The sequence below is a fragment of the Legionella taurinensis genome, from assembly GCF_900452865.1.
Taxonomy (GTDB): Bacteria; Pseudomonadota; Gammaproteobacteria; order Legionellales; family Legionellaceae; genus Legionella_C; species Legionella_C taurinensis.
Window position 1 is genome coordinate 1,360,581 of sequence record NZ_UGOZ01000001.1, and the last position, 19,388, is coordinate 1,379,968.

Sequence of the window (19,388 nt, forward strand, 5' to 3'; positions counted from 1 at the left end):
ATCCGTATAGACTATAATTAACCAAAAATGGCAATATTTTAAACATTATGAAATCATTTTTTGATAAAAATGAGAAATCCATCACGATCATTGGTTGTGGTATAGCGGGCGCCTCCCTGGCTTATCAATTGAGTAAACAAGCCTCTGAAAAGGGGCAATTCATTAAAATCCGTGTCATTGAAAAAGGTTTGAGAGAAAATACTCCAAACCCTCACGGCTCCTCGCATGGGAATGCGCGTATAACTCGAATAGCCACAGCAGAAGGCAAAGAGTACATTCCTTATGCAAAACGCAGCCAAGAAATTATTGCATCAATAGAAAAGGAAACAAAACAATCCCTTCACATCCGTTCAGGTGGCTTGATTATTGGACCGCAAGACGATGGAAGTTGGCCTTTAACCAGCGCACAATATGCCAGGGAAAATGGTATTCCCTGCGAGATAAAAAATCCTGACGAACTGACGCGCTATGACGCGTTGAAGATAGGAAGTAAAGAGTTGGCTTATTTCGAACCGTCCATGGGGATGCTGATCCCCGAAAAATGCCATCGAATACTGATTGAATTAGCTGAAAACGCGGGAGTGGAATTTATTTTTGATGAGTGCTATCAGGGGTTTGAGGAAAAGATCATCGGGGGTAAGTCCACTGTCCTTGTGCATACGGACAAGCGAACTTACGCAAGCGACGAAGTCGTTTTATCCATGGGCCCCTGGCTCCAAAAGGAATTATCCGAGCATTTTGGCGCTGATGTTTCCGAGCAATTGAGTGTCCATATGTGTTCCATGTACACGTTTAAAATAACGGATGAATTCAGGGAAAAATACTCCCCTAAAAATTGTCCGGTATTAATCTGGCAAAAGGGGCAGACCGAGGCTTTCGTGTTTTTTCCCGATGTGAATGGCGAGGGACGCGTGCAATTTGCCTTATTTCCAATCTCAGATTTAAAACCAAATGCATTGTCGCCTGATTCCTTAAACGAAAAACAGGCGATGATGCCTCCCGAGGAAGTATTCAATCAGTATATTGCGCCGAACTTTAATGGAATATCTTCTGATTGTGTGAGTGTCATCAATTATCCCTTTACAATGAACAAGAAAGAACGTTTTATCTACGATAGTCTGCCTGATCATCCTCAGGTCAAAATCATGGATGTAGGCTCCGCACATGGGTATAAACATGCCATTGCTTTTGGCGAGCAGGTTGCTCAAAATCTCCTGCTTGGAAAAAGCACGCTTGGGGTAGAAAATACATTTGGCTCATTTTTTAACTCGTTAAAGCAATCGCTTACTCCAAGACTAATAGAGTAGTTTTATGTAATTAGCTTATTTAAATCGGAATTAATAAGCCGTATCATTCACTTCGTTGTTGCAAACCGGTCAAATAAACCGGGTTTGTCAAAACCCTGAGTTATCTGGAGTGAGGTGAATGGTAAAAATAACCCGAGAATTGGTTTCATTTGTTGAAAAGTCGGATGATTCGCTATTTTCTATCAATAACTTGCCCTACGGTGTATTTTACACGGATAAATCCTCTCCAAGAATAGGTACAGCGATTGGCAGTTATGTCCTTGATCTTGCCTTGCTCGAAAAAGAAAAGCTTATCGTTACACACCATGAGCAACCTCTTTTTAACCAAAGCAGCCTGAATTATTTTGCCTCTTTAGGCCCTGATTGTTGGTCTGATGTTCGAAGGAGGGTACAAACATTATTGTCTGTTGATAATGATGAATTGCAGGGCAATCATGCCTTATTGCAACGTGCCCTTATTCCACTATGCGACGTTCAAATGGCCCTACCTTTCAAAATAGAAGGGTATACTGATTTTTATGCGGCTCTGCATCACGCAAGCAATGTGGGTAAATTATTCCGAAGCCATGAGAATGCGCTTTTACCCAATTGGAGGTATTTACCTGTCGCTTATAATGGCAGGGCAAGTACCGTGTTTCCTTCGGGTACTGACATCATGCGGCCGAAAGGGCAAATAAAACTGTCTCCTGACGCCCCCCCCGTTTATCAACCTTGCCGTAAACTGGATTTTGAACTTGAGTTAGGAGTGTTTATAGGAGGGGGCAATCCTGATGGCCGCCCCATTTCAGTCCATAATGCCAGATCACATTTGTTCGGTTGTGTGTTATTGAATGACTGGAGTGCTAGAGACATTCAGGCATTCGAATATCAGCCTTTAGGGCCGTTTCTTTCGAAAAGCTTTGCCACGTCTATCTCAACCTGGGTTGTACCATTCGATGCTTTAAGTCTGGTTATGAAAAACCTGCCGGAACAAAACCCAAGACCGGTTGAATACCTTTACGACAGTCCTCGTCAGCTACCTGATATTAAATTGCTTGTTGAAATCCAGCCTGCAGGTTCAAACATTAGAACGATCGTTTGTGAAACGAGCAGCACGGAGCTTTATTGGAGTTTGGAACAGATGATTGCTCATCATACAGTCAATAACTGCATTTTAAAAACGGGTGATCTACTGGGCACTGGGACAATCAGCGGGCCAGTAAAAGAAAGTTGGGGGAGTCTGTTGGAAATCACCTTAGACGGCAAAGAACCGATAACGCTTGATGACGGGAATAAACGTTCCTTTCTATTAGACGGTGATAAGGTTATTATCACAGGCTATTGGGAATACGGTTCTCACAAACTCGGTTTTGGTTCTTTAGAAAGCACTGTCTTACCTGCAAGTTGAATGGCGTAAGTGCAGAATTAATCATTAAGCCCACACTGTTTCCGGAGAAAGCCATGGTTTTTTATCCAGCCAACCAATTACCTAAAGGACTGTTTAAGGCTTGTGTTATTCCCAGGCCTATTGCATGGATAAGCACCGTGAGTAAATGCGGGAAAGATAACCTTGCGCCGTTTAGCTATTTTAATAGTGTGGCCGATGATCCGCCGATGGTGATGTTTTCAACCACCGAGGCGCATGTGGAAACGGGGGAAAAAGACACTTTGCGTAATGCAGAAGAAACAGGTGAATTTGTGGTGAATATCACCTCCTATGCTTTAAAAGAAAAAATGAATATCACCTCGATGAATTTCCCACGCCATACCAGCGAATTTTCTATGGCCGGTATTGAACAAGCGCCTGCCAAAATAGTAAAACCAAAACGGATTAAAGCTGCACCCATTAGTTTGGAGTGCCGGTATTACATGTCCGTGCAATTGCCTCGGTCTAATCCAGAGAAATTAATAAATCGCATGGTCCTTGGCCATGTGGTTGGTATTCATGTCTGTGAATCCGTGCTGAATGAAGAACAACGAATTGATCCAACCCGATTTCACCCACTTGCGCGCTTAGGCTACCATGGTTATACGGCTGTGCAGGATAGTTTTGATATGCCAAGACCAGAGCTAACCTCCTTTTTTGAAGTAACGGATTTGATGGGTTGAGGTGTGTTTAAAAATTACCCACCCATTAATCACTTTACAAAGGCGTTTCTTGGGCGGTGCGTGCCTGTTAATCACCTGTTGCTGTTGAAACAGCATGTGTTGGCGAAATTATTTCCTTAAGTATCGCTTTAAATTTTTCCAATAATTCTTGAGCAGGCCTGTCTATAACCCAACTCATCAAATGGATGAAGAACAGACCTGATTAAAGCAATTTAAAGGCTATTCTCTCGCATCAGATTCGTCGTTCTGCTCGGATGATACGAGTTATAAAAGAAAAAGCACCACGCGTTACCCAGATTAAAGATGATCTAATCCAAGTCTGGATAGAGTGGTTTTGAAGAAGTGATGGGGGGTAAGAAGTCAATTACGAATGTTAAACTTCGCCACAGAAGAAAACTCCGGTAAGTCTTGAGTTATTTTTCTTTTTTTAGCGTCTTGGGAGGCTGCAGTATTCAGGATTCCTAAGCCACTTTGAACTAATAACATGGTGTTTGAAGTCAAATACGCTGTTTCTTTTGCTAACACGTTCATGTGCAAATCCGCTTTTAGATTTTCAGAAAGCTCGAATGTTATACTTTTTGATTGGAATTTCCGAAAATTGCCATCAAAAATGTCACGACACGATCTAACTTTTAAATCCAGGATAAGATAATCGGAGGGCTCGTCTTTGAGTTGCGCCAGCCGTTGATCATCGTCCATTTTAAACCAATCTGCTAATTCATCCTTCTCTTTATAGGGAGGGTAAAAGCCAAATTTATTATACAATGGCAGTGAATCGGCGGTGTAGCTAACTGACATCGTCGATTCACCCGTATTCAAAAACACTCTCAATGCATGCAGTACCAGCAAATTTCCAATCCCGCGGTTCCGGTATTCGTTATGCACATACAAAGCGAAAAGAGTTGAAGAGGAATCACTATCACTGATTAATCTAAGTTCAACATAACCTGCCAACTTAGTATTGTCCCGCAAAACGAGCATCAGATCGCAGCGATTGCTTTCCCGATATCGTAACTTGCCTCGCATATCGAATAATTTGGCAGTGTCTTTCGGCAAAACTTCATCCTCAAGATAGATTTCAGCCATTGCACTCTCTTTCATGACCGACTCAAGAAAATCAGGAAAATCTTCCTTACACGCATAATCTAAAACATAGATGGACGATGCTTCAGAAGTAATTTCAGATTTCGAGTCCTTTGCAAAGAGAGACGCTTGACTAGGGTCCGAATCATGACTTCTCCATTAAACTGCAGTGCTTTTTTCATGATTGACTTTTACAACTGAGGACTACTATTTATCATTTGGATGCAAATGGTTTCATTCTAATCAAATTAATTTCATACTGGGCTAAAATAGTACATCAACTGGATTAAGGAAATATTAGCAATCTCGATTCTTGACTGAGTTTTCCGCGGCTAACGCACGACTTCACTCACATTTGCAGAACAAGATCTAAAGAAGATAAGAAGAAAAAACTTAAAAAACGGATCCCTACTGATAGCGATTTGAAAGAATTTTAAAAATGCCTGGAATCCCCTCTCAAGCGATTTACGAACACAGTGTCTTGTGCAAAGGATTACCCTTTGGAGTCAAACGTCCAGAGGATTCCAAATAATACGACACAGGAACTCATGGGATTGGTGGCCCTGGTAGGGATGGACGGCGCCGATGGATCGGCTTTGAAACGGTCCTTCTACGTACAAAATCATCTCTCTCATTGAGAGCGCAGGCTGAGGGTGATAGTTGCACAGGTGGAGATCAAGCGGCGTTACCGATGACATGGGTTTCGGCGTAAGAGAACCCCGTGTTTTTATTAACTTGGCTTTCCGCCTCGGTTTGCCATAATACTCGTCTGGGGTAAGGGAATAGACACCCTCTTTCTATTGAGTACTGGTTAATTTTAAAACTAAAGCACGGTACACTACCTACTTCATAAGGACTTTATTTATAATACCATGCCGTTCATGATGAGATTCTGTAGCCATTTCATTAATCACTGGGAGTAGCCCTGAATGTATCTTGAATCGAGTCAAATGGTATTTTCACCGTCCGATCTCACTCAGTTTATGGATAGTCCTTTTGCCTCCTGGATGGAACATCTGGCCATAAAACACCCTGATTTACTACCGGCGCCTGATGAAGGCGACCCTTTGCTCAGTGTTTTGCGTGACAAAGGAAATCAACACGAATTAGAGCTATTAGCGGATTTTAAGGCTAAAGGATTAACCATTGCCACTCTACACGGTCGGCATGACGCTTATCAAGCAACCCTTGAGGCGATGAAAAACGGCGTGGATGTGATTTATCAGGCTCATTTGCAAGGGTTACCGTTCAGAGGACATGCTGATTTTTTGATCAAAATTGAAGGTAAAAGCCGTTTTGGGAATTATTGCTATGAAATCTGGGATACCAAATTAGCGAAGTCTGTTAAACCGCATTTCCTGGTGCAGTTATGTTGCTATGCTGAGATGCTTGAGGCAATGCAGCAGGCCAGGGCTGACTACCTGACTGCCGTGTTGGGCAATAAAGAGCAAATCCGGTTCAGGATTACTGATTATTTTTACTTCTACCAGAACCTTAAATGTCACTTTTTATCCGCGCATCAGGCATTTGAGCCCACTCAATGCCCGGATCCGGCTTCCTCAAGGAATTGGGGGCGATGGAGTACCCATGCGCAACACCTGCTGTTAAAAGCAGATCATTTGATTCAGGTGGCGACCATTACGTCAGCACAAATCAAAAAATTGCATGATGCAGGCATCACAACCATGACGGCATTAGCCGAAGCCAGAGTCAGTGGTGTCAAAGGCATAAAACCGGAACCGTTTGCACGATTACAGGAGCAGGCCAGAATCCAAAAGGAGAGCATTGGCAAAGAAAGACCGGTCTACCGGTTGATCGCTCATGCCGCGGGAAAAAAGCAAGGCTTGGCGCTTCTGCCGCCGCACTCCAACAAGGACATTTTTTTTGATATCGAAGGGTTCCCGCTGGAAGACGGCGGCCTGGAGTACCTGTGGGGTGCTGCTTATTTTGATGACAATAATCAGCGTCAATACAAGGATTTCTGGGCGCACGACAGCGAGCAGGAAAAAGACTGTTTCAAAGCCTTTATTGAATGGACGTATCAACGATGGCTTCAGGATCCGTCCATGCACATTTACCATTATGCCAGCTATGAAATCACGGCCTGCCGTAAACTGATGAGCAGGTATGGCGTATGCGAATATGAAGTGGACCAGCTGCTGCGCAATGACGTCTTTGTTGATTTATATAAGGTCGTAAAAACCGCCTTATTGGTGGGCGAGCCCCGTTATTCCATTAAAAACATTGAGCATTTATACCGCAGCAAACGAAACACCGAGGTAGGTTCTGGAACGGATTCTGTCGTGGTGTACCAACAGTGGCTTGAAAATCCGGATGGTGATACCTGGCAATCCTCCAAGGCATTGAATGATATTCGTTTGTACAATATTGATGATTGTTATTCCACTCAGGAACTGGTGAGTTGGCTGAGAGACAGGCAAGAATCCAGCGGCATTGCCTTTTGTGGCAAAAAAGAACCCGTTGAGCCGGACATTAAAGAAATGAACGAGGGTATTGAACTTCGCGAACAGTTACTGGTACAAGCGCTGCAATTAAAAGCGCAGGGAAATGAACAATCCGCCAGACTTTATTCGGTCATGGCCTGGTCCATTGAATTTCATCGACGCGAATCCAAGCCGGTGTTTTGGCGACTGTTCGACCGATTAGGTTTAAGCGAAGAGGAATTGTTCGACGACATGGATTGCCTTGCTTATTGCCGGCGAACTGAAAAGCCGGCTTACAAACCCAGCCCTAAAGCGCGTCATTTCGTTTATGAGTATTCATTTGATCCGGCCCAGGAATTCAAGGGTAGCCTGGATAATTATTTTTTGTTAGGCCATGAAACCCCCGAGGGTCACAACATCAAAGCAGCCTGCTATCCGGAAGGAAGTGATTTGGAGCAAGGGATTATCGCGCTGAAATTAAAGGAGGAGCCGGATGGCCCAATCACCTTAATCCCCGATGAGCATGTTAATCCTAAGCCCATACCGCAAGCCATTGCAAAACAGGCGCGAAAGTTTGCGAAAGGGGAGCTAGGGCAAACGGCCATCATTGATTTTCTGAGTCAATCCATCCCTCGAATCAAGGGGCATGTCGCCGGCCAGCCCATCGCTCCCAGTCCTGATCCCAATCAGCGGTTGAATGAAATGATTAGCGCTGTGCGTAATCTCAATAACAGTTATCTGACCATCCAGGGACCACCCGGGGCTGGTAAAACCTATACGGGCAAGCATTTAATTGCGGAGTTAATTAAAAACGGCAAGAAAATAGGCATTTCGTCGAATAGCCATAAAGCGGTCAATCATTTATTAATCAGCACGGCCGACTATTGCCGCAAAGAAGGCATTAACGGTCATTTTGCCTGTACCCGTAATACGGATTCAGCCCTGGAGGATTTAAAGATCAGCGTGATTGACAATAAAGCGATTGCCGGTTTTTTACAAGCAGGCTGTGTGGTCGGAACCACCGCCTGGGGTTTTTCCAGAGACGATTTGGAAAATGCCTTTGATTATCTGTTTATTGATGAGGCAGGGCAGGTGAGCGTCGCTAATTTGATTGCCATGAGCCAATCGACATCGAACATTATCCTGATGGGGGATCAGATGCAATTGGGGCAGCCTTCGCAGGGAAGTCACCCCGAGGACAGCGGCTTATCGATTTTGGATTATCTGCTGCACTCCACACCCACCATCCCGGATTCCATGGGGGTATTTTTGGGAACCACTTACCGTATGCACTCGGCCGTCAATCAGTTTATCAGTGAGGGTGTCTACGAAGGCAAGCTTAAAACGGCTCCTGAAAATGATGAGCAATGGATAAGCATCCCTGCCGGGTATCATGGGCTTTTAAACAAAACCGCTGGAATAATCCCTGTCCCGGTGAAACATGAAGGCAACACACAAGGCAGTGATGAAGAAGTGGAGCACATCGTCGTCTTGACGAATGAATTACTGGGGCGGACATTTCATGCTAAAAAAGGTGAAAAAAGACTAATGGGTTGGAATGATATCCTTTTTGTTGCTCCCTATAATTATCAGGTCAATAAGCTTAAAACAGCGTTGGGGGCTAACGCCAGGGTTGGGAGTGTGGATAAATTCCAGGGACAGGAAGCCCCGGTTGTCTTCTTAAGCATGTGCGCAAGCAGTGCCAATGAGTCGCCTCGGGGGTTTAATTTTCTTTTCGACAAGAATCGCATGAATGTGGCGATATCGAGAGCACAATGCCTGGCAATCGTTGTTTATTCGCCGGCTTTGTTGAATTCTTTGCCGGGGACTATCGAACAAATCGCCCGGATGAATTTGTTTTGTCAATTGGTGAAGAAAGGCGCATAACCCAGCATGTAGAATACGCATCAGGCCCGCCATCCAGGGGCTGTTTGAGTGGTCGGCTATTGAATCGGAACATTGAAGGCATGGAACGATGATTCCTTCTAAATAAAGAAGATTACCCCCTCTTGATACGATACAAAACATGCCTCGATAGCCGATGCGCCCCTGCCAACCCAGGATGAGCAAAAGAGCCGTCCATGTCCTGCACCATACCTATTTTTGCCATCACTTTTCGCGAGCGCGCATTATCGGGTACTGTGAAGGCGACGATTTCATGGAGGCCCAGTTGCTTAAATGCGTAATCAAGGCAGGCCAAGGCTCCTTCCGGCGCATAGCCATGACCCCAATATTGCGAGCCCAAACGCCAACCAATTTCTACCGCGGGGGAAAAGGGTGTGGGTTTATCAAAATAATTAAGACCGATAAAGCCGATAAGCTCCCCGGTTTGTTGTAATTCAGCGGCCCACAGCATGTAGTTGCGATTTTCTAACTGTTCGTTTTGATACTGCATGAAATGGTTTATTTGTTCCCGAGACATAGGTCCCGGCAAAAATTCAAGCACCTTCTTATCCTGATTGATGTCAAAGAATGGTTTGCTGTCCTTTTGATGCCACGGTCTTAAAAATAAATGGCTGGTGGTGATAGTGAGCATGTGTTTTCCTATTGATTGGCTAACCAATCCTCAAGGGTGAGCGCAAAACGAAAATGATCCTGCCAGAGGCCATTGATTTTTAAATGGCGGGGTGAAAACCCTTCTTTTAAAAAACCGTTTTTCGTCGCCAGTTGGATGGATGCGGTATTTAATGGTTGGATATTGGCTTCAATGCGATGAAGATCAAGGGTCGTGAATACCCGTTGAAGTACGAGTTTCAATGCCTGACTCATGAAGCCCTTTCCTGCGTAGTCCACTGAGGCATAATAACCTAAGTAAGCGCTTTTAAATACGCCGCGCACGATGTGACTGATGTTAAAAACACCGATCATTTGTCGTTGGTCTTCGTCCCAGGCGAGGTAGTACTGCTCACTGTCTTGTTGGCTCTTCTGCAGATAAGTGTGGAATGCTTCCGTGGTACAGGGCGCGGAGATAAACGGAAAATGAAAGTCACGGCTCTTGTTCATGGTAGCAAGAAATACGGTTTCATCCTGAGCGGAAGGTTCGCGGAGGGTAATCATGTCAATTGGGTAGGTCATTTACGTTGTCGCTAGTTTAGCATGTTGTTTTGCCTCTTATTAAGGTAAGCTGGATAGCCGCAAGGCCCAATGGGTTTAAAGGGATGGTATTGGATGATGAATTGCCAGGAATGACAAGGAAAACACATGACTGAATTTCCAAATGAAGTGTTATTGAACACCTTAAGATTTACTTCTTATCGAGAAAAACTGAGGTTTTCATTTGCAAGCTGGCAATCCAATGAGTTAGTTAAAGAGCACAGCGAGGAATTGTCAGTATTAAAGCAACTGTTTAATCCTGCCGGCTATTCTTTTGGTGGGTTTAGCCTTGTTTTAGAAAGAGTCCTGCCTTTTGATGTGATCAAATTTCATTTGATTAAGGGCGAAAATGGCACATCAACCACCCTGAGCAAAAGCGATTTGCCCCTCATTGTTAAATTAATTGCTAATCAGGATGAACAAGGCTTAATTAAGCAATTTGATAATTTTCTCGATGGACACATTAAAAAATCGTTTGAGCAGAAAACCATTATTAGAGAAGGGTGGGAAGACAGCAACCTCCCTGAAATTGATTTCAGCGCATATTCCCTGGAGACTTTAAAGCCTTAATGGTAAGCCGGTTGGTTATAGGGGATTGATCATTAAATCCGCCGCCGAAATGTCCTTGATAGTCACTCGAAAACATCATAAATCCAGTAATGGCAACTGTATTGCTTCACGCTCAGGCTCCTGTTTCAATCGAATCCCGACACCCAGCAGGCGAACGGGCAGGTTGTGTCTGGCAAAGCCCTCGCGAATTAATTGGCTTAAAATACCCGCATCAATTTGAGGACTGACCCGTTCGACGGTGGTCTGATGAAAATCATTGAATTTCAATTTGACAAATAAATGATGAATAGCGATTAGGCTGCCCGCACGCTGGATGCGATTTTCAAGGCGGGTAATTAAGTCGGGCAGTGCGGCGACGCAGGCTTCGCTGTCCGGCAAATCGCTTGGGTAGGTTTCTTCAACGCTCAATGACTTGCGGATGCGTTCAGGATTAACTGCACGCTCGTCAATGCCTCGTGCCAATTCATAAAGCCGCTGCCCCAGGGTACCAAATTTGGCTGACAGGAATTCGACGGGGTATAGTTGCAAATCAGCACAGGTTTTTATCTGAAGGGCATTAAGTTTCGCCTCCATTTTGGGACCTACACCAAATAAACTGCGAACCGGCAGATCAAGAATAAAGGTGCTCACGTCCTCGGGGCGAATCACCATTTGGCCATTGGGTTTATTCCATTCACTGGCAATTTTGGCAAGGCTTTTATTGGGTGCAATGCCGGCGCTGGCTGTTAATTGCCGTGTTTCATAAATGCGTTGCCGTATTTCTTGGGCAATCCAGGTGGCGCTGCCCTGACAGCGGGTCGACTGCGTGACATCGAGGTAGGCTTCATCCAGAGACAAGGGCTCGATGAGTTCGGTGTATTCCGCAAACAGGGCCCTTAAGTATTGGCTTTCCCGTTGATAAACCTCCATACGGACAGGACGCAGTATTAATTGAGGGCAGCGTTTCAGCGCCTGAGCAGTCGGCATGGCCGAGCGCACGCCGAATTCGCGGGCGGCGTAATTGCAGGTGGCTATAACGCCGCGACGTTTTACATCGCCTCCCACGGCGATGGGTTTATCAGCGAGTTCCGGAAAGTCACGCATTTCAATGGCGGCATAAAAACAGTCCATGTCAATGTGGATAATTTTTCGTATTGGATTCATGGGTGAAAGACTCAATCAACGATGCCCATTTTACATTAAATCGTTGCTAAAAAGGTCATGGCCAGAGGCAGAAACATCACTTTAAACAGCCTGCCACGAACCCAATGTTTCGTTATTGAAACACTGAACCGAGTGTCGTAAGCACCTGACTCAGGACGTCAATCCGGATAAGATTTCTCAAGTTCTGGATTGAGAAATAACCCGGTTAGCGACGATGAAACCGACTAACGAAATCTGTCAATCGTCGATTGATATCATCAGCATCAATCATCTCGCGCGGATTGCGATTACCCCCGGCAACGTTTTCCAGTGTTTGTTTGGATATTTTTCGGATGGATTTTTTCTCTTGATGACGATTTTTCATGATAAACCTCATAATGCAGATACAATTCAATTATAGTCCAGGCGATTGAAACACGGGGCAGGGTGAAAATTACTGATCGGACGAAGGTTTTTGCCGTAATTGCTTAATCTGGCTTTGCTTTGCTTTTTCTTGAAGCATCCGTTGTTTCGCCCGCCGGGAACGCCGCTGTTTCTGGCGTCTTAATTTTTCAATCACCTGCTGGGCTTTGGATTTTTCCTCACTGAACAAGGTGTGCATTTTTTCGCAGAGGCGCAAGCGTGCAAAATAGCGATTGTCTTCACGGTAGCGTGAGTCCTGGCATTTTATTTCAAATCCTGTGGGCAGGTGTTTAAGATAAACAGTCGACGCTGTTTTATGCAGTTTCTGGCCGCCTTTTCCGCTGCCAATGATGAATTTTTCCACAAGATGCGCCTCGTCAATCTCAAGTTGGGCCATGCGTGCTTTCAGGCTCTCCCATTTGTCTTTGCTTATCATTGCTAACCCACTGTGGACGATTGTTGACAGTATAGCAAAGACAGAATTGCATGCGTTATCAGGATCTTAACCCGCCTCGGGTTGAATACTGGGGTTGGTTTCCTATAATTTGATCAAATAATGGACTAAGGACACATCATGCCCAATCGCATCCAGCCGGAATATGAAATTGGACCCAACAATGCCGGGAAAATGATTTTACGCGGGTGTTTTATGAATGTATCCCGTGACTGGATGGATAATACGTCCGGCCAGGTCGGATCATTACTGGGCAGATACCTGGATAATCGTCAGGGCGAAGCGACCGCCATTACCCTCAATTACTCCGACAGCGTACCGCTTGGGCGCGAGGAAGGGCCTTTGAAAGTGGATATTGATTTTATGGCCTCGGTGGTTTTCAGGTTACGTGCACTTGAAAAAAGAGGCGCCGATCTGACGCAGGCGCGTTCAGAGGACATTGCCGATCAAGTCGATGAACAGGTCATGGTGCTGCAACAGGCGATCGGCGATTACATCGAGCAATGCGCAGAGCAGGAGGTCGAGCCCATGTTTACCGGAGTGCCGGCGGTCATTATTAAAAACGTCTTGGGCCGCACAGCCGTTACTCATAATCACAGCATGAACTGGGAAGTCAGAGGCCAGCCCGCTGTGGATATGTTTGCGGGAATGACCATTCATCAGCCGAATTCAGGGTATGAGCCTCCGACGATGAAGTAATTTTACCTGTGCAGCGGAGAGGCAGGTAAGCTGATTACTCAGGGGAGAGACAGGAATTGACGTAATACCCACTCTTGCTGCTGGTGGTGAAGACGTTTAAACTCCGCGCTTTGAATTAATTGAAGAAAACAATGAAAAAAAGCGTGCTTTCCCTGGTTATATTGATCCTCTGCGCGAATCAAGTCGGTTTTGCTTACCCTGTTGGCCATCCCTTCCCGCCGTTTCAAATTGCCGGAAACCTGTATTATGTGGGAACCGATGATTTGGCGAGTTATTTAATTGTAACCCCTGAGGGGAACATTCTCGTCAACAGCGACCTTGAAGCCAATGTGCCGATGATTAAAAAGAGCATTGAAACCCTGGGATTTAAATTCAGTGATACCAAAATTCTGCTGGTCAGCCATGCGCATCTCGACCACGCCGGGGGCAGCAAGCAGATTAAACAACAAACCCATGCCCGATACATGGTCATGGCAGATGACGTGCCGACCGTGGAATCTGGAGGGCGGTCCGATTTTCATTACGCCAATGACAGCAGCCTGTATTTTGCTGCCACCCCGGTCGATAAAGTCCTGCATGATGGGGAGCAGGTTAAACTCGGCGGAACAGTCTTGACCGCCCATCGCACGGCTGGGCATACGAAAGGGTGTACAACCTGGACCATGACAGTCAATGACCAGGGCAAAACCTACGACGTGGTGATGGTGGGAAGTCTTAACGTCAATCCAGGCTATAAGCTGATTAATAACACCGCCTACCCTCAGATTGCGAGGGATTTCAAACAGGCGATTGACGTGATGAAATCCTTGCCCTGCGATATTTTTCTGGGTGCACATGCCGGTTACTTCGATCTTGCAGGAAAATACGCGTTATTAAAGACGAAAACCGAGAACCCCTTTGTGGATCCGCAAGGCTATAAAATGCACATTGCCAAAAAGGAGCAGGAATTTTATGCTGAGCTTGAAAAGCAAAAAATGAGTTCCAAAAATAAACAATAACGGCACAACGCCCCTTGACTTCAGAATTCAATAGCATCAGAATGCCCAAAATTATAACAATAGGGGTGTGGTATGAGGTGTGCAAACTATGTAATTGCTGCGGCCAGTGTGCTTTTGAGCAGTTGTGCGGTTTACAAGGCCGCAGAAAATAAAGGCGTAGCTCCTAACGACATCAGCCGCTGCGAAACGCGCATGTGTTTTTTATCCCATGGTATGAAACCCATTGAGAAAAGCACACTTAAAAATGGCCAATACCTGGAGATTTACCGGGCTCAATCGCGAAAGAGCGGGCTAAATTATGTGCGCGCAGCCGGCCATGGAGCCCTGGATGTCGCCACGCTGGGGATATGGGAAGTGGCGGGAACCCCCATTGAAAGTGCGATTTCCAATAATCGCGGCTACGTGGTCGCCCGCGTGGTGTATGCCAGCAAAAATGCTGACAAGGCGGTCAACGTTCAAATCTATGACGCCAAAGGAAAGCGGGTCAAATAATGTTGACGGCCGCTTGGCCGCATGACTTTTCCCCGAATTGAGTATTAGAACAAGGCGAGGTCAGGCACCTCGCCTGCCTCGTTTATGGGGTGTCGCACTCCAGGGGATTGGCTGCATAAAGGATGGCAAACAGGCAAGGCATAGAATGGCCCTGCTTGTGAACTCATCTGCTGTCTTGCCCCGCGTAGGCGGGCAACTATTCGAAACTCGAATGGTGATCCCCGGGAATGGGGGTAATGAGTTGTTGCTCTGTGTAATCCTGTTTTCATTTTAATGACATTAACCGATGTCAAGACTGTATTTTTATTTCTTTTCTGATATTCTGTTGGGGCAGTTTCACTATTCCAACACCACAACAGCCTGTGGATATCTTTTTTAAACAGCCCGTCTTTTTTCCCAACCTATCCATGACGACCATCTAAAATACCAGCCTGCGCCTGATTTTTTCAGCCATTGGCTCCATGCGTAACGACAGCATTATCCACAATAACTGTGGATAAGTCTGTGTATACCCTGTAAAACCCGTTGATCAGAGAAGAAATTCCCCGGTGTACAGGAGTTACCCAGGACGAGGCGAGCCGAGTGCTTTGGAAGTCTGAAGGTGGGGCCCATCCTGCGGAGGGCTTCATGAAGTTATCCGGGGATCACTCGCTGCCAGGGACACTCGATGCAGGCAGGTCAATGAGTTGCGCTGGTTTTGAACGAATGTTGAAGTAACAACGTAAAACAGCGATCAATAAGGGAACCACGCCAAAAACTATAAAAATAACATCCCCGGGGGTGCGCAACCATTCAATAAGGCGTGCGCTGTGCAGGGCGGTGTACTCAAGGCTTCGGGCATGCCAATAACCGTGATGCAGCACATCCACAAGCTGCATGATGCCGCCCGGGAATAAACTCATGATTAGCATTAAGACAAGCCCTGCATTTAAACCAATGAAAGAAAGTTTGACATAACGCTCCAAGGACTGCCATTGAGCATCAGTCGACACATGGCGCATGGCAAAAACCAGCAAAGCCAGAGCCAGCATGCCAAAAACGCCCATCATGGCCGCATGCCCATGATTTGGCGTAAGCATGGTGCCAATTTCAAAATAACTGACGACCGGTAGGTTGATCAGGAAACCAAGGATCCCGGCACCGACAAAATTCCAGAAACCGACGGCCATGATAAAATAAAAGGTCCATTTATGCGGGATATGCACAGGCTCTCCGGAGGGGAGGCGCTCCATTTCGGTGACGCGAATAAAATCCCAGGCATCGAGGGTCAGTAAGGTCAAGGGAATGACTTCCATGGCGGAAAACACCGCGCTGAAGGCCATGTTGGCTTCGCTGTGGCCATTAAAATACCAATGATGACCGGTGCCAATGAGACCGCCGCCAAAATAAAGAATAGCGTCCAGATAAATCACCCGGACTGCTGTGGTACGCGCAACCACGCCAAGGCCTAACAGAATGAGTGCAACCAGTACAGTGACAAAGAACTCGAAAAACCCTTCAACCCACAGATGAATAATCCAAAACCGCCAGGTGTCGACAATTGAATAGTGGGTGGTGCTGTCAAAAAACATCGCCGGCAGGTAAAAAACGGGTATTGCCAGTGCCGCGAAAAGGAACAGACGCGATATTTCCCGTAATTCAGGATCATGAATAACCGGCATGACGTTGCGTACCAACAGGAATAACCAGAAAATCAAACCCAGGGCTAAGAGAATCTGCCAGAATCGCCCAAGCTCAAGGTATTCCCAGCCCTGTTGGCCAAACCAGAACCAGTACTCCTTCAACCACTGGAAAGTCCCTGCCCATTCACCCAGTAAACTGCCGGCAACTACCACAAAAAGGGCTGCAAACAATCCATGGGTAAAGAGGGTCTGGTGTTTGACTTCACGTCCACCCAATTCACGGGACAGCAGCAGGGCGCCGGCAACATAGGACGTGGCTATCCAGAAGATGGCCAGTTGCAGATGCCAGGTGCGCACGACGTTGCTCGGAAAGATGGATGACAAGTCGAGCCCGTAAAAATCGCCGGGTTCTGCGCGGTAATGCGCAGTAAGACCGCCAACCAGCGTTTGTGCAAAAAACAGTAACATCACCACCACAAAAAATTTGATGGTGGCTTTCTGGCTTCGGGTGGGATCACCGATAGCAAATCGCGGAAGGATTTTCTCCCGGCTTCGTTTCCATCCCAGGTAATCAAATTTGCCAAAGGCTAAAAGCACCAGGGCAGTCCCACCTAAAAGCGCAATCAGGCTCAGGGCGCTCCAGAGGACAGCAGAACCGCTGAGAAAATTCCCAGCATCCGGGTCATAGGGGAAATTGTTGGTGTAGGTGGTCGTTTGACCCGGGCGGTTAGTGACGGACGCCCAGGCCGTCCAGGCAAAAAAAGCAACCAGATTATTTAATTCGTCGCCCCGGGTAATAAAATTGGCCGGCAAACCGCCATTGTCAGCAGTTTTGGTAAAATAGGCCGCCCACCAGTCAATCTGCCTGACATAAGAAGCCGCTTCGCTGTCGCTTACCGTTAAAATGCCGGTTTGCGGATTGTAGCGGTTGGTTTTTAAAACCAGCTGGGTAAGGGAGCGGGCCATCGCCTGTTCGCCCTCATTCAGTTGATTAAATGACTTTTGGTAACGCGATTGGGCGAAGTCATCATGAAGGTTTTGGGTTAAATTATGCAGGTACTGAGCAGAAAAATCGGGACCAAGGTAGGCGCCGTGTCCCCAGATGCTGCCATTGTCCATTAATCCGTATTTCAGAAAAACGGCTTGCCCGGCCAGGATGTTGTCTTTGGTAAAAATTACCTGCCCCTGGGCGTTCACCACACGGTCGGGAATAGGGGGCGCGTCGCGGTAGACTTTGGCTGTCAATGCAATCAGGACACTAAAGCCTAAAGCCATCACAATAAAGACTGCCCTGCGCCACCAGGGCGATACACTGTCGACGTCCTTTGCCGAATTAATTTCGAATTCCATACTCATTCCCTGACTGATGGTCTGGAGGGCTTCCAGATTATGATTTTATGTACATTGATACATAAAGACACCTGGTTCAATTTATCGGAAGTGGCAGGAATCTTCAATATATCAGGGACTTATTTTGCCAGTTGCCCCTGACCAACGGCCGTCTCTTGCGGGCTTGATAACTCGGGCATCTCATAACCCATGGGGTGAGGGACCTCGTCGATAATATGCCGATCTTCAATGTCTTTTAAGTAAACCTGACCGTGAGTAAGTTGTTTTAAATAATAGGGATCAAGAAAAGTGTAGATGAGGGTTTCCACGGGATATTCCAGTTCCGCCAGTTCATACTCGTTCAGTTTTTTTTCTGCGATTAATTCTTTGAGCAGCGGTTTAATGTAACCATGGAATAAAAAGAGTTCTTTTAGAGACAGGTTTAGGCATTTAATCCATCCACCCACATACGAGTTTGGGGCTAGTTTAAATTGAACCGTCTCCTCCACCAGCGAGACATCGGTATCCAATGCCAGAGTATGGTATCCCGGGATAAAAGGCGCGATAAAGACGTAGTGCCTGGTTGCCTTACCCAGGGTGATGTCCATTGAAGAGAAAGTGCTCAACTGCTCCGGAATTGAGGTGGCCGGGTAGATTTTCCCCGCCCAGACGTCGACAACAAGGGCCCGATCGCCCCAGGTTTTAAACTGGGCAGGATTACTGTCCGGATCACGGTTTAATACCACAAAACCATGATCGCTATTGCTGATTTCAAACAGTTCGATGCGCTCATTTTTCAGATTCAATTTATTGAAGAGATGAACAAAAATGTCACTAAATTCCGCGCAATTGGCCTTTTTGGCAGCTAATGGGATTTCGGCGTAGGTTTGGAGCAGGGTGTTACGGACAGAGGGTGTGAAATGGGCAGTTATGGAGCAGTATTCGTCGTCTTCCTCGTTTTGGTAAGTTACGTCTTTGTCGGTAAACAGGTGTTCGTATTTTTTTCTGTCCGCTTCATTGCGACAGCCCTTTATTTCTCTGTGCAATAGCTCAATGTCCTCGGCGTCTTTCCCACTGATGTCTGGGTGCGTTGACGATAAAAAATCCGTTTGGCGGATCTGATTGACTAAAAGGCAAGCAATTTTCACAGTGCCGTACAAAGGACTGTCTGGCTGTATTTTGTATTGATTGCAAATCGTTTTTAAATCGACGGGTGTGGCCAGGGAGGGGACGGACGGCTTCATGTGCGGCAACAAACACTGATAAAGGGCTTCCTTTTCCTCGGGGGCGATTGATAAACCCCTAATCAGATGAATGGGCAGTAACCCTTTCTTATTGGGGGTGTGAAGCATTCTGGCCAGGTGCTGCTGATTGGTTTGAGTCACATAATGGATTATTTCCGAGGCCGAGGTGCAGGAGGATATTGCAGCATGGAGTGGGGTATGGTCAGCCTCAGTCGCAACTGTAAACGCTGTCTTGGCGGTAAAAAAAGAGTACTTGTCTTGCATGAAGAATAAACACCAATTAATTGGACAAATATTGTACCAATAATTCCATCTTTGATCAATTGGACGTTTTCCTGGTCCTAACTCCATGATAAACAAAAAAATCCATCCTGATCTATACTGTAGCTATTCAACCATGTTGCATGCAGGGAAGGAAGC

General features: G+C 46.1%; 16 protein-coding genes. 8 read left to right on the forward strand and 8 right to left on the reverse strand.

Annotation, left to right across the window (positions count from 1 at the left end; translation table 11 throughout):
* The first annotated feature begins 47 nt into the window (after positions 1-47).
* The 3 genes from DYE45_RS06345 to DYE45_RS06355 all read left to right on the forward strand — a co-directional run bounded on the left by DYE45_RS06345 (position 48) and on the right by DYE45_RS06355 (position 3,395).
* Positions 48-1,307: an FAD-dependent oxidoreductase gene (locus DYE45_RS06345; RefSeq protein ID WP_115300622.1), complete on the forward strand. Its 1,260-nt coding sequence runs from the start codon at positions 48-50 to the stop codon at positions 1,305-1,307.
* 118 nt (positions 1,308-1,425) lie between these two features.
* Complete coding sequence (gene fahA / locus DYE45_RS06350; RefSeq protein WP_207393848.1) at positions 1,426-2,694, forward strand: fumarylacetoacetase; 1,269 nt, start codon at positions 1,426-1,428, stop codon at positions 2,692-2,694.
* A gap of 53 nt (positions 2,695-2,747) precedes the next feature.
* Positions 2,748-3,395, forward strand: a complete 648-nt coding sequence (locus DYE45_RS06355) for a flavin reductase family protein (RefSeq protein WP_108292013.1) — start codon at positions 2,748-2,750, stop codon at positions 3,393-3,395.
* A 360-nt stretch (positions 3,396-3,755) separates the two neighbouring features.
* On the opposite strand, the gene DYE45_RS06360 is transcribed toward DYE45_RS06355, so the two are convergent.
* Entirely contained in the window at positions 3,756-4,496 is a 741-nt protein-coding gene (locus DYE45_RS06360; protein ID WP_115300623.1) for a GNAT family N-acetyltransferase, read from the reverse strand.
* A gap of 911 nt (positions 4,497-5,407) precedes the next feature.
* Here DYE45_RS06360 and DYE45_RS06370 point away from each other — a divergent pair.
* Positions 5,408-8,809 (forward strand): TM0106 family RecB-like putative nuclease, encoded by a 3,402-nt coding sequence (locus DYE45_RS06370; protein ID WP_115300624.1) that lies wholly within the window; start codon positions 5,408-5,410, stop codon positions 8,807-8,809.
* 112 nt (positions 8,810-8,921) lie between these two features.
* Here the strand turns inward: DYE45_RS06370 and DYE45_RS06375 are convergent, their stop codons facing one another.
* Positions 8,922-9,458 (reverse strand): GNAT family N-acetyltransferase, encoded by a 537-nt coding sequence (locus DYE45_RS06375; protein WP_108291977.1) that lies wholly within the window; start codon positions 9,456-9,458, stop codon positions 8,922-8,924.
* Between the two features lie 8 nt (positions 9,459-9,466).
* Positions 9,467-9,997, reverse strand: coding sequence for a GNAT family N-acetyltransferase (locus DYE45_RS06380; protein WP_242602631.1), 531 nt, complete (start codon positions 9,995-9,997; stop codon positions 9,467-9,469).
* Between the two features lie 126 nt (positions 9,998-10,123).
* On the opposite strand from DYE45_RS06380, the gene DYE45_RS06385 reads away from it, so the two are divergent.
* Positions 10,124-10,585 (forward strand): hypothetical protein, encoded by a 462-nt coding sequence (locus DYE45_RS06385; RefSeq protein WP_115300625.1) that lies wholly within the window; start codon positions 10,124-10,126, stop codon positions 10,583-10,585.
* Between the two features lie 75 nt (positions 10,586-10,660).
* Here the strand turns inward: DYE45_RS06385 and dinB are convergent, their stop codons facing one another.
* The 3 genes from dinB to DYE45_RS06400 all read right to left on the reverse strand — a co-directional run bounded on the left by dinB (position 10,661) and on the right by DYE45_RS06400 (position 12,566).
* Entirely contained in the window at positions 10,661-11,728 is a 1,068-nt protein-coding gene (gene dinB / locus DYE45_RS06390; protein ID WP_115300626.1) for a DNA polymerase IV, read from the reverse strand.
* Between the two features lie 205 nt (positions 11,729-11,933).
* On the reverse strand, positions 11,934-12,092 hold the full coding sequence (locus tag DYE45_RS14680) for a hypothetical protein (protein ID WP_160160687.1): 159 nt from the start codon (positions 12,090-12,092) through the stop codon (positions 11,934-11,936).
* Between the two features lie 69 nt (positions 12,093-12,161).
* Positions 12,162-12,566: a peptide chain release factor family protein gene (locus DYE45_RS06400; protein WP_108291969.1), complete on the reverse strand. Its 405-nt coding sequence runs from the start codon at positions 12,564-12,566 to the stop codon at positions 12,162-12,164.
* 138 nt (positions 12,567-12,704) lie between these two features.
* Here DYE45_RS06400 and DYE45_RS06405 point away from each other — a divergent pair, with 138 nt between their 5' ends.
* The 3 genes from DYE45_RS06405 (at position 12,705) to DYE45_RS06415 (ending at position 14,773) form a co-directional block, all read left to right on the forward strand.
* Positions 12,705-13,283, forward strand: coding sequence for a hypothetical protein (locus DYE45_RS06405; protein ID WP_108291967.1), 579 nt, complete (start codon positions 12,705-12,707; stop codon positions 13,281-13,283).
* Between the two features lie 131 nt (positions 13,284-13,414).
* Complete coding sequence (gene bla / locus DYE45_RS06410; RefSeq protein ID WP_108291965.1) at positions 13,415-14,281, forward strand: subclass B3 metallo-beta-lactamase; 867 nt, start codon at positions 13,415-13,417, stop codon at positions 14,279-14,281.
* A gap of 72 nt (positions 14,282-14,353) precedes the next feature.
* On the forward strand, positions 14,354-14,773 hold the full coding sequence (locus tag DYE45_RS06415) for a hypothetical protein (protein ID WP_108291963.1): 420 nt from the start codon (positions 14,354-14,356) through the stop codon (positions 14,771-14,773).
* Positions 14,774-15,417: 644 nt separating this feature from the next.
* On the opposite strand, the gene DYE45_RS06420 is transcribed toward DYE45_RS06415, so the two are convergent.
* Entirely contained in the window at positions 15,418-17,745 is a 2,328-nt protein-coding gene (locus tag DYE45_RS06420) for a nitric-oxide reductase large subunit (protein WP_207393849.1), read from the reverse strand.
* 119 nt (positions 17,746-17,864) lie between these two features.
* The gene (locus tag DYE45_RS06425) at positions 17,865-19,232 is read right to left on the reverse strand and encodes a hypothetical protein (RefSeq protein WP_115300629.1); all 1,368 of its coding nucleotides are present in this window, start codon (positions 19,230-19,232) and stop codon (positions 17,865-17,867) included.
* Positions 19,233-19,388 lie beyond the last annotated feature (156 nt).

Bases quoted from the DNA above. Each gene is read 5' to 3' on its own strand.
- DYE45_RS06420 (WP_207393849.1), bottom strand. From the start codon at position 17,745: ATGGAATTCGAAATTAATTCGGCAAAGGACGTCGACAGTGTATCGCCC.
- DYE45_RS06370 (WP_115300624.1), top strand. From the start codon at position 5,408: ATGTATCTTGAATCGAGTCAAATGGTATTTTCACCGTCCGATCTCACT.
- DYE45_RS06405 (WP_108291967.1), top strand. From the start codon at position 12,705: ATGCCCAATCGCATCCAGCCGGAATATGAAATTGGACCCAACAATGCC.
- DYE45_RS14680 (WP_160160687.1), bottom strand. From the start codon at position 12,092: ATGAAAAATCGTCATCAAGAGAAAAAATCCATCCGAAAAATATCCAAA.
- DYE45_RS06400 (WP_108291969.1), bottom strand. From the start codon at position 12,566: ATGATAAGCAAAGACAAATGGGAGAGCCTGAAAGCACGCATGGCCCAA.
- DYE45_RS06415 (WP_108291963.1), top strand. From the start codon at position 14,354: ATGAGGTGTGCAAACTATGTAATTGCTGCGGCCAGTGTGCTTTTGAGC.
- fahA (WP_207393848.1), top strand. From the start codon at position 1,426: ATGGTAAAAATAACCCGAGAATTGGTTTCATTTGTTGAAAAGTCGGAT.
- DYE45_RS06385 (WP_115300625.1), top strand. From the start codon at position 10,124: ATGACTGAATTTCCAAATGAAGTGTTATTGAACACCTTAAGATTTACT.
- dinB (WP_115300626.1), bottom strand. From the start codon at position 11,728: ATGAATCCAATACGAAAAATTATCCACATTGACATGGACTGTTTTTAT.
- DYE45_RS06360 (WP_115300623.1), bottom strand. From the start codon at position 4,496: ATGAAAGAGAGTGCAATGGCTGAAATCTATCTTGAGGATGAAGTTTTG.
- DYE45_RS06380 (WP_242602631.1), bottom strand. From the start codon at position 9,997: ATGACCTACCCAATTGACATGATTACCCTCCGCGAACCTTCCGCTCAG.
- DYE45_RS06355 (WP_108292013.1), top strand. From the start codon at position 2,748: ATGGTTTTTTATCCAGCCAACCAATTACCTAAAGGACTGTTTAAGGCT.
- DYE45_RS06425 (WP_115300629.1), bottom strand. From the start codon at position 19,232: ATGCAAGACAAGTACTCTTTTTTTACCGCCAAGACAGCGTTTACAGTT.
- DYE45_RS06345 (WP_115300622.1), top strand. From the start codon at position 48: ATGAAATCATTTTTTGATAAAAATGAGAAATCCATCACGATCATTGGT.
- DYE45_RS06375 (WP_108291977.1), bottom strand. From the start codon at position 9,458: ATGCTCACTATCACCACCAGCCATTTATTTTTAAGACCGTGGCATCAA.
- bla (WP_108291965.1), top strand. From the start codon at position 13,415: ATGAAAAAAAGCGTGCTTTCCCTGGTTATATTGATCCTCTGCGCGAAT.